Raw genomic sequence first — 8,177 nt, 5'->3', positions numbered from 1 at the left:
CTCCGAGGCCCGGATCCGTGAGCTCCGCCAGGAGGCCGGCACGGTCTTCCTCGTCAGCCACAACAACAAGTCCATCCGGGACACCTGCGACCGGGTGCTGTGGCTGGAGAAGGGCGAGCTGCTGATGGACGGCCCGACCGACGAGGTCATCAAGGCGTACGAGAAGGAGACCGGCAAGTAGCTCCCGCTCGGCCGCCGCCTGACCAGGGCGCACGCTCGCCAGGCCGGAACGCACTAGCACATTCATGCGAAACTCCGCACCTCCGACACAAGATATGGGGGTGCGTGCGTCGGCCAACACAAGATGTATGCTCGTCCTCGCTGTCGCCGCAGGGGAATCCGGTGGGAATCCGGAACTGTCCCGCAACGGTGTACGTGTGCGCTTATCGCGGCGTACCCGTGAGTCCGAGCACCTGCCGACGGCCCTGTGAACACGTCCCCCGGCCTCGAGGGTTGGGCCGATGGACGCTGCGTGGTGTGCCTGGCGTACGAGGAGTGCGGCATCGGCATGTCCGTACGCGCCCATCGCACCACCCCTCGCGGCCCGGCCGAGCGAGGGAGAGCACCTCAGTGACCATCGCGCCCGCAGATCCGGTTTCAGAGCAGGCGGTTTCTCAGGCAGCGGTCGACGCGCCCGGGACCGCCCTGCTACGGACGCTCACCGGACTCACCGCCGACCTGCCCGCCACCGACCCCGGCAAGGTCGCGGCCGCCGCCCTGCGCGGCCGCCATCCCGGCTCGGACGAGGCGGAGTTGCGCGGGCTGGCGACCGAGGCGGCGGCCGGACTGATCGCCGAGGAGCCGGAGTACTCGCGGCTCGCGGCGCGGCTGCTGGCGCTCACCATCACCGAGGAGGCGGCCGGGCAGGGCGCGGTCTCCTTCTCGACCTCCGTCCGGGTGGGCCACCGCGAGGGCCTGCTCGCCGACTCCACCGCGGAGTTCGCCGCGGCCCACGCCGAGCGGCTGGACGCGCTGGTGGAGCGGGCCCTGGCCGACGGCGCCGACAACCGCTTCGGCTACTTCGGGCTGCGCACCCTCTACAGCCGCTATCTGCTGCGCCACCCCATCACCCGTCAGGTGATCGAGACCCCGCAGCACTTCCTGCTGCGGGTGGCCTGCGGACTCGCCGAGGACCACTCGGAGCGGGCGCTGGACGATGTGGCCGAGCTCTACCGGCTGACCAGCACGCTGTCGTATCTGCCCAGCTCCCCCACGCTGTTCAACTCCGGCACCCGGCATCCGCAGATGTCGTCCTGCTATCTGCTGGACTCCCCGCTGGACGAGCTGGACTCGATCTACAACCGCTACCACCAGGTGGCGCGGCTGTCGAAGCACGCGGGCGGCATCGGCCTGTCCTACTCCCGCATCCGGGCCCGCGGTTCGCTGATCCGGGGGACCAACGGGCACTCCAACGGCATCGTGCCGTTCCTGCGCACGCTCGACGCCTCGGTGGCCGCCGTCAACCAGGGCGGCCGGCGCAAGGGCGCGGCCTGTGTCTACCTGGAGACCTGGCACGCGGACCTCGAGGAGTTCCTGGAGCTGCGGGACAACACCGGCGAGGACGCCCGCCGCACCCACAACCTCAACATCGCCCACTGGATCCCGGACGAGTTCATGCGCCGGGTCGAGGCGGACGCCGACTGGTCGCTGTTCTCCCCGGCCGACGCGCCCGATCTGGTGGACCTGTGGGGCGAGGAGTTCGACGCCGCGTACCGCGGGGCCGAGGCCGAGGGGAAGGCCGTCAAGCAGGTCCCGGCGCGCCAGCTGTACGCCCGGATGATGCGCACCCTCGCGCAGACCGGCAACGGCTGGATGACGTTCAAGGACGCCGCCAACCGCACCGCCAACCAGACCGCCGAGCCCGGCAGGGTCGTCCACTCCTCCAACCTCTGCACCGAGATCCTGGAGGTCACGAACGACGGCGAGACCGCCGTGTGCAACCTCGGATCGGTCAACCTCGCCGCGCACCTGGGCGAGGACGGGCAGCTGGACTGGGAGCGCCTCGACGCCACCGTCCGCACCGCCGTGACCTTCCTCGACCGGGTGGTGGACATCAACTTCTACCCCACGGAGGAGGCCGGGGCCTCCAACTCCCGCTGGCGCCCGGTGGGTCTGGGCCTCATGGGGCTCCAGGACGTCTTCTTCCGGCTGCGGCTGCCGTTCGACTCGCCCGAGGCCACGGCGCTCTCCACGCGGATCTCCGAGCGCATCATGCTCGCCGCGTACGAGGCGTCCTGCGAGCTCGCCGAGCGCCACGGCCCGCACCCCGCCTGGGCCGAGACCCGCACCGCGCGCGGGGTGCTGCACCCGGACCACTACACGGACGCGGTGGCCACCTGGCCGGAGCGCTGGCAGGCGCTGCGCACCCGGATGGCGAAGTCCGGGATGCGGAACTCGCTGCTGCTGGCGATCGCGCCGACCGCGACCATCGCCTCCATCGCGGGCGTCTACGAGTGCATCGAGCCGCAGGTCTCCAACCTCTTCAAGCGTGAGACGCTCAGCGGGGAGTTCCTCCAGGTCAACTCCTACCTGGTGGACGACCTGAAGAAGCTGGGCGTCTGGGACGCCCAGACCCGCGAGGCGCTGCGCGAGTCCAACGGCTCGGTCCAGGACTTCTCCTGGGTGCCCGCGGACGTACGGGAGCTGTACCGCACCGCGTGGGAGGTCCCGCAGCGCGCCCTGATCGACATGGCGGCGGCCCGCACCCCGTACCTCGACCAGAGCCAGTCGCTGAACCTCTTCATGGCCTCGCCGACCATCGGCAAGCTCAGCTCGATGTACGCGTACGCCTGGAAGCGCGGCATCAAGACCACGTACTACCTGCGCTCGCGTCCGGCCACCCGGATCGCCCAGAGCGCCCGGGGCGGCGCCGCCACCACCTCCGCTCCCGCCCCCGCTCCCGCTCCCCTCCCCGTACAGCAGGCCCCGGCCGAGGCCGACGCGATCGCCTGCTCCCTGGAAAACCCCGAGTCCTGCGAGGCCTGCCAGTAATGCCCACCGCATCCGAGATGACCACCGTGAACACCGCGCCGGGCCACACCAAGAACCTGCTGGACCCCGGGTTCGAGCTGACCCTGCGGCCGATGCGGTACCCGCAGTTCTACGACCGCTACCGCGACGCGATCAAGAACACCTGGACCGTGGAGGAGGTCGACCTCCACTCCGACGTCGCCGACCTCGCCAAGCTCTCCCCCGGCGAGCAGCACATGATCGGCCGGCTGGTCGCCTTCTTCGCGACCGGCGACTCGATCGTGGCCAACAACCTGGTGCTGACGCTCTACAAGCACATCAACTCCCCCGAGGCGCGGCTGTATCTGTCCCGGCAGCTCTTCGAGGAGGCGGTGCACGTCCAGTTCTATCTGACGCTGCTGGACACCTACCTCCCCGACCCGGACGACCGCGCCGCGGCCTTCGCCGCCGTCGAGAACATCCCCTCCATCCGGGAGAAGGCGGAGTTCTGCTTCCGCTGGATGGACTCGGTGGAGAAGATCGAGCGCCTGGAGACCAAGGAGGACCGCCGCCGCTTCCTGCTCAACCTGATCTGCTTCGCGGCCTGCATCGAGGGGCTGTTCTTCTACGGCGCCTTCGCCTACGTGTACTGGCTCCGCTCGCGCGGGCTGCTGCACGGCCTGGCGACGGGCACCAACTGGGTGTTCCGCGACGAGTCGATGCACATGGAGTTCGCCTTCTCGGTCGTGGACACCGTCCGCGAGGAGGAGCCGGAACTCTTCGACGACGAGCTCCAGCGGCAGGTCACCGACATGCTGAAGGAGGCCGTCGAGGCGGAGCTGCAGTTCGCCCGCGATCTGTGCGGGGACGGGCTGCCGGGCATGAACACCGCGTCGATGCAGGAGTATCTGCAGTGCGTGGCCGACCAGCGCCTGCAGCGGCTCGGCTTCGCCCCGGTCTTCGGCTCGGAGAACCCGTTCTCCTTCATGGAGCTGCAGAACGTCCAGGAGCTGACCAACTTCTTCGAGCGGCGCGCCTCGGCGTACCAGGTGGCGGTCGAGGGGTCGGTCGCCTTCGACGACGACTTCTGATGCCGGACGAGCTCTGACGTCAACAGGGCCGGGCTCAAGCGGCCCGGCCCTGTGAGGTAGTACGGCACACTCAGTCGTTCGGCACCGTCTCATAGCGGGCGGTGCCCTCGGCCATCTGCTTCAGCACATCCTTACGGTCGCGCTTGGAGAGCCGGTCGATGTAGAGGTAGCCGTAGAGGTGATCGGTCTCGTGCTGCAGGCAGCGCGCGAAGTAACCGGTGCCGCGCACCGCGATCGGCTCACCGTCGAGGTCCTGGCCGCGCACCACCGCGTAGTCGGGGCGGGCCAGCTCCGCGTAGGCCGTGGGGACCGACAGACAGCCCTCGTTGGAGTCGTCCAGCACCCGGCGGTCTGCGGGCAGCTCCTCCAGCACCGGGTTGCAGACCACGCCCACATGGCGAACGCCCTCGTCGTCCATGCAGTCGTAGACGAAGACCTTAAGGTCGACACCGATCTGGTTGGCGGCCAGGCCCACGCCCTCCGCCGCCCGCTGGCTGGCGAACATGTCGTCGACGAGCCGCGCCAGCTCCCCGTCGAACACGGTCACGTCCCGGCACTCCTTGTGCAGGACCGGGTTGCCGTGCACGGTGATCGGGCGGGCGGTGCCGCGCTCGCGGAAGGCCCGCTCGCGTTCCTCGCAGTCCTCCGTGTCCACGATGAACTCGTCGTCCACCCGCTGCTTCGTCCCTTGCTGCGACATCTTCCGCCGTACGCCTTCCTTCAACCGTGATGCGTCGCCCTACAGGGTACGGGCACGGCGCGGCGGGATGCGGTGCGGTTACGCGGTGTGACCGGGCCGCTGGCGGGATCCTTCCCCTCCCCGCCCCTTCCCGCAACCAGGGGATCCGCCCCTGGACCCCCGGAGGGCGACGAGCCGACCGTCGCCGCGATCAGCTCACCGGCCAGGACGCCGACCGCGCCACCTGCGACGCGATGGTCGAGCGGCTGACCGGTGACCAGGGCGCGCCAGGGCGCCTGCGGGACAGGCCGTGAGGGCGTGAACACCCGCACCGGCGGGCCGATCGCGGTCGGCACGCGGGCGCGGCGGAAGACCGGGCACAGCCGGGGCGCCCGGCCGGGGTCTGAGGCAGAGCCCGGCCAGGGTCTGAGCCAGAGCCCCAGCCAGGGTCTGGGACGGAGCCCCGGCCAGGGGCTCGGGGCAGAGCCCGGATCCAGCGCCGCCCGAATCCGGGGTCTGGGGCGGAGCCCCGGTACGGGGTCTGGGACGGACCCCCAATCCGGGGCCCAGGGCGGACCCCCAATCCGAGGTCTGGGGCGGACCCCCAATCCGGGGCCCAGGGCGGACCCCCAATCCGAGGTCTGGGGCGGACCCCCAATCCGGGGCCCGGGGCGGAGCCCCAGTTTCGGGGCCCGGGGCGGAGCCCCAGTTTCGGGGTCTGGGGCGGAGCCCCGGTACGGGGTCTGGGGCGGAGCCCCAGTTTCGGGAAGGGGCGGGGAGGGGACAAGCCCGCCGCAGGCGCCACGATCCGCCAGACGCCCCAGGACCCCAGGACCCCATGGCAGCCGCCAGCCGCCAGGCGGTCAGCAGACCTCTTCCAGATCCCGCCACTCACGCGTATCCGGGCTGTCCGCGACCCACCCGTCCAGCAGCCCCCGCACCAACCCCCCAGGCGCCGCGATCCCGCATTCGCGCTCGGGAACCCACAGCGAGCCCGAGCCCGCCATACGGTGGCCCAGCGGCCCGGGGTGGCCCGGTTCGCTGTGGTCGTGCGGGTCCAGATGCTCGCCCTCGCCCTCGTCACTGGGCATCCGGCTCTCCGAGCAGGAACGGCACAGCAGCCGCACCGACGACGACCAGTCCTCGGCCGCGAAGCCCGCGTCCGCCGCGAGCCGCTCCAGGGCGTCCCGGTCGGCCTCGGTGGCCGCTTCCAGCAGCACCACCCAGGTCGGCACCGGGGACGGCGCCCACAGCTCGATCTCGTCGAAGACCGGGTACGCGGGGCCCGCGGAGGTCACCCGCTCACCGTGGGGCACGCCGTCGTGCAGCACCACCTCGCCCCAGCGCCGCCCGGACGACGGCAGCGGGATGGACAGCACCTCGATCCGGGCCGGGTCCAGCCGACGGCCCCAGACGACCTCGGCCTCGCCCTCCGGGGACAGCCGCACCGCCGCACTGCCCAGCTCCATGCCGAGCGGCTCACCGGACGCGGACGCCTCTCCGGGGACCTTCAGCCCGTACGCCTGCCAGGCGCGGCGGGCCAGCGGCCAGTCCTGCAGCGCGGTGGCCGCGATCCCCACGTTCCACCAGTCCGGAGCGCCCGTCTCGCGGTCCAGCAGCGCGACCGCCCGCAGCCCCGCGGCGCGCGCCTGCTCCCAGTCGTGCCGGAACTTGTGCAGCAGCGCCAGGTTGAACCAGGACTCCGACAGCCACGGCTCCAGGTCGGCGGCGCGGGTCAGCAGCGCTCCCGCGTCCTCGTACCGGCCGTCGCCGATGAGCGTGAACGCACGGTCCGTGGCCTGCCGCCATGAGGCGGACGGCCGGTGCCGTACCTTGCCGAAGATCTTCACGATTCCCGCCTGCCGGTATCGAAGTCGTCCCGTACCAGATGCCTTCGCGGACGGCGTCGCCCTCCCTTGAAGACAACCTGCCACACATTCGCGGACATCTCAGCCCGACCCCTCACGCTGCGGCCGGGATGCGACGCCCACCACACCTCCTTGCCACCGGCCATCTGGCCTGGCACCCCTCTCCTCGCATCCAACCATGCCCCTCGGGAGCCCCGCTCATTACCGGCGAGTTATCAGTTCTCACCGGGGGCGGCCGTAAACCCCGCGCGACAGCACCGTGGCGAGCGCCTCGACCACGGCCGGATCGAAGTCGCGCGCCGTGGCCAGCCGCAGCCGCTCCAGGGCGCGCAGCGCCGCCGCCCCGGCCGCTCCCTCGGCCGCGGGCCCGCTCACCAGCTCGGTGTACGCGTTCACCGCGCGCACGATACGCGCGGCGAGTGGCTGCTCGCGGTACGGGTCGGCCTGGCGCTCCACGACCAGCGCCACCTCGGCGGGTACCCCGGTCTGGCGCACCACGGCGCCGCCGAGCAGCGCGATCTTGCGCTGCTCGGCGGCGGGCAGCGGCTCGGTGGCCCCCGCGGGCACCGGGTCCACCAGCGACAGCTGGCCGATGTCGTGCATCAGCGCCGCGTACTCCAGCACGGTCAGCCGGGGCTCGGAGAGGCCCAGCTCACGCCCCACGGCCCGGCTGAGCCCGGCCACCTCGCGGGCGTGGCCCGTCGGGGTGTACCCGGCTATCTCGGTCGACCGGGCCAGGGAGGCGATGGTCTGGCGGTAGGTGGCCCGTATCCCGGCGTAGCGGCGGTAGGAGTACTGGATCAGCAGCAGCGGCACCGCCAGCACCGGCACCGGCCACAGCCCGGCGACGGCCACGGTGAGCGCCATCACGGCCGCCGTCGCGCACACCGCCGCCCCGACGCCGGGCAGGGACCGCAGCTCGTCGCGGAGCAGCGGCCCGTAAGGCCAGCCGGTACGGGCACGGGCGAGGGCGGCGGCCAGGACGGCGTCGCACAGGGCGGTCAGGGCCAGCAGGGCGAGCAAATAGCCGACCATGGACGGGCCGTGGCCGAGCCAGTCGGCCAAACGGCCGGTCCGGTGCAGCGGTTGGAAGCAGACGGCGGCGAACGCGGCGGTCAGCACCCGGCGGGCGGTGTGGCCGGGGTCGACCGGGCAGCCGAGCCCGAGCGGCGCCACCAGCCCGGCGAGCGACGCGGCCACGACGACGGTGACCACCTGGAGGACGCCGTGGGCGGCGGGCTCCCCGCCGAGCCGCCCGAGCAGGGCGTATCCGAGCGCACCGGCGGCGGCGAGGGGCGCGGGCTCACCGCGCGGATCGGGCACTCCCCCGCCGCCGTCGGGCAGCGCGGGCGGCGCCTCGACGCACCGGATCGCCTCCCCCACGGCGATGAGCGCCCCGAAGGCCAGCGCCGCCTCCGCCTGCCGCACCCCATGCCACTCGGTCCACACCAGCGCCGCCACGGCGAGCGCCCCCGCCGCGCCATACACGGCGACGACCGTAAGGCCGCGATAACGGCCCCGGGATATGCGCTCCCGCCCCTCCTCACGGGCGGCGGCGGTCTCGGCCCGTTGGTGGCGGGTGCGATGGAG

Annotated in this window: 5 protein-coding genes, 1 pseudogene and 1 riboswitch; of the genes and pseudogenes, 3 read left to right on the top strand and 3 right to left on the bottom strand. The window is 72.2% G+C overall.

Annotated features, from left to right (window positions below):
* The 3 genes and pseudogenes from JK364_RS34700 to JK364_RS34690 all read left to right on the top strand — a co-directional run.
* A pseudogene (locus JK364_RS34700) lies at positions 1-181 on the top strand (ABC transporter ATP-binding protein); the annotation flags it as partial.
* Positions 182-308: 127 nt separating this feature from the next.
* A riboswitch (cobalamin riboswitch) is annotated at positions 309-435 on the top strand.
* A 135-nt stretch (positions 436-570) separates the two neighbouring features.
* The gene (locus JK364_RS34695) at positions 571-2,991 is read left to right on the top strand and encodes a ribonucleoside-diphosphate reductase subunit alpha (RefSeq protein ID WP_201855318.1); all 2,421 of its coding nucleotides are present in this window, start codon (positions 571-573) and stop codon (positions 2,989-2,991) included.
* 17 nt (positions 2,992-3,008) lie between these two features.
* Positions 3,009-4,040, top strand: a complete 1,032-nt coding sequence (locus JK364_RS34690) for a ribonucleotide-diphosphate reductase subunit beta (protein ID WP_230992915.1) — start codon at positions 3,009-3,011, stop codon at positions 4,038-4,040.
* A gap of 70 nt (positions 4,041-4,110) precedes the next feature.
* Here JK364_RS34690 and def read toward each other — a convergent pair whose 3' ends face one another.
* The 3 genes from def to JK364_RS34675 all read right to left on the bottom strand — a co-directional run bounded on the left by def (position 4,111) and on the right by JK364_RS34675 (position 8,075).
* Complete coding sequence (def, locus tag JK364_RS34685; RefSeq protein WP_201855316.1) at positions 4,111-4,740, bottom strand: peptide deformylase; 630 nt, start codon at positions 4,738-4,740, stop codon at positions 4,111-4,113.
* Positions 4,741-5,582: 842 nt separating this feature from the next.
* Positions 5,583-6,569 carry a tetratricopeptide repeat protein gene (locus JK364_RS34680; protein WP_020868546.1) on the bottom strand — a complete coding sequence of 329 codons (987 nt, stop codon included), beginning with the start codon at positions 6,567-6,569 and terminating at the stop codon, positions 5,583-5,585.
* Positions 6,570-6,809: 240 nt separating this feature from the next.
* A complete protein-coding gene (locus JK364_RS34675; RefSeq protein WP_201855336.1) occupies positions 6,810-8,075 on the bottom strand; it encodes an HD-GYP domain-containing protein in 1,266 nt (421 codons plus the stop codon).
* Positions 8,076-8,177 lie beyond the last annotated feature (102 nt).

Source organism: Streptomyces endocoffeicus, from assembly GCF_016741935.1.
GTDB lineage: Bacteria > Actinomycetota > Actinomycetes > Streptomycetales > Streptomycetaceae > Streptomyces > Streptomyces endocoffeicus.
Note: the sequence above shows the minus strand (reverse complement) of the source record. Positions and strands in the feature narration are given on the sequence as shown.

Bases quoted from the DNA above. Each gene is read 5' to 3' on its own strand.
- JK364_RS34690 (WP_230992915.1), top strand. From the start codon at position 3,009: ATGACCACCGTGAACACCGCGCCGGGCCACACCAAGAACCTGCTGGAC.
- def (WP_201855316.1), bottom strand. From the start codon at position 4,740: ATGTCGCAGCAAGGGACGAAGCAGCGGGTGGACGACGAGTTCATCGTG.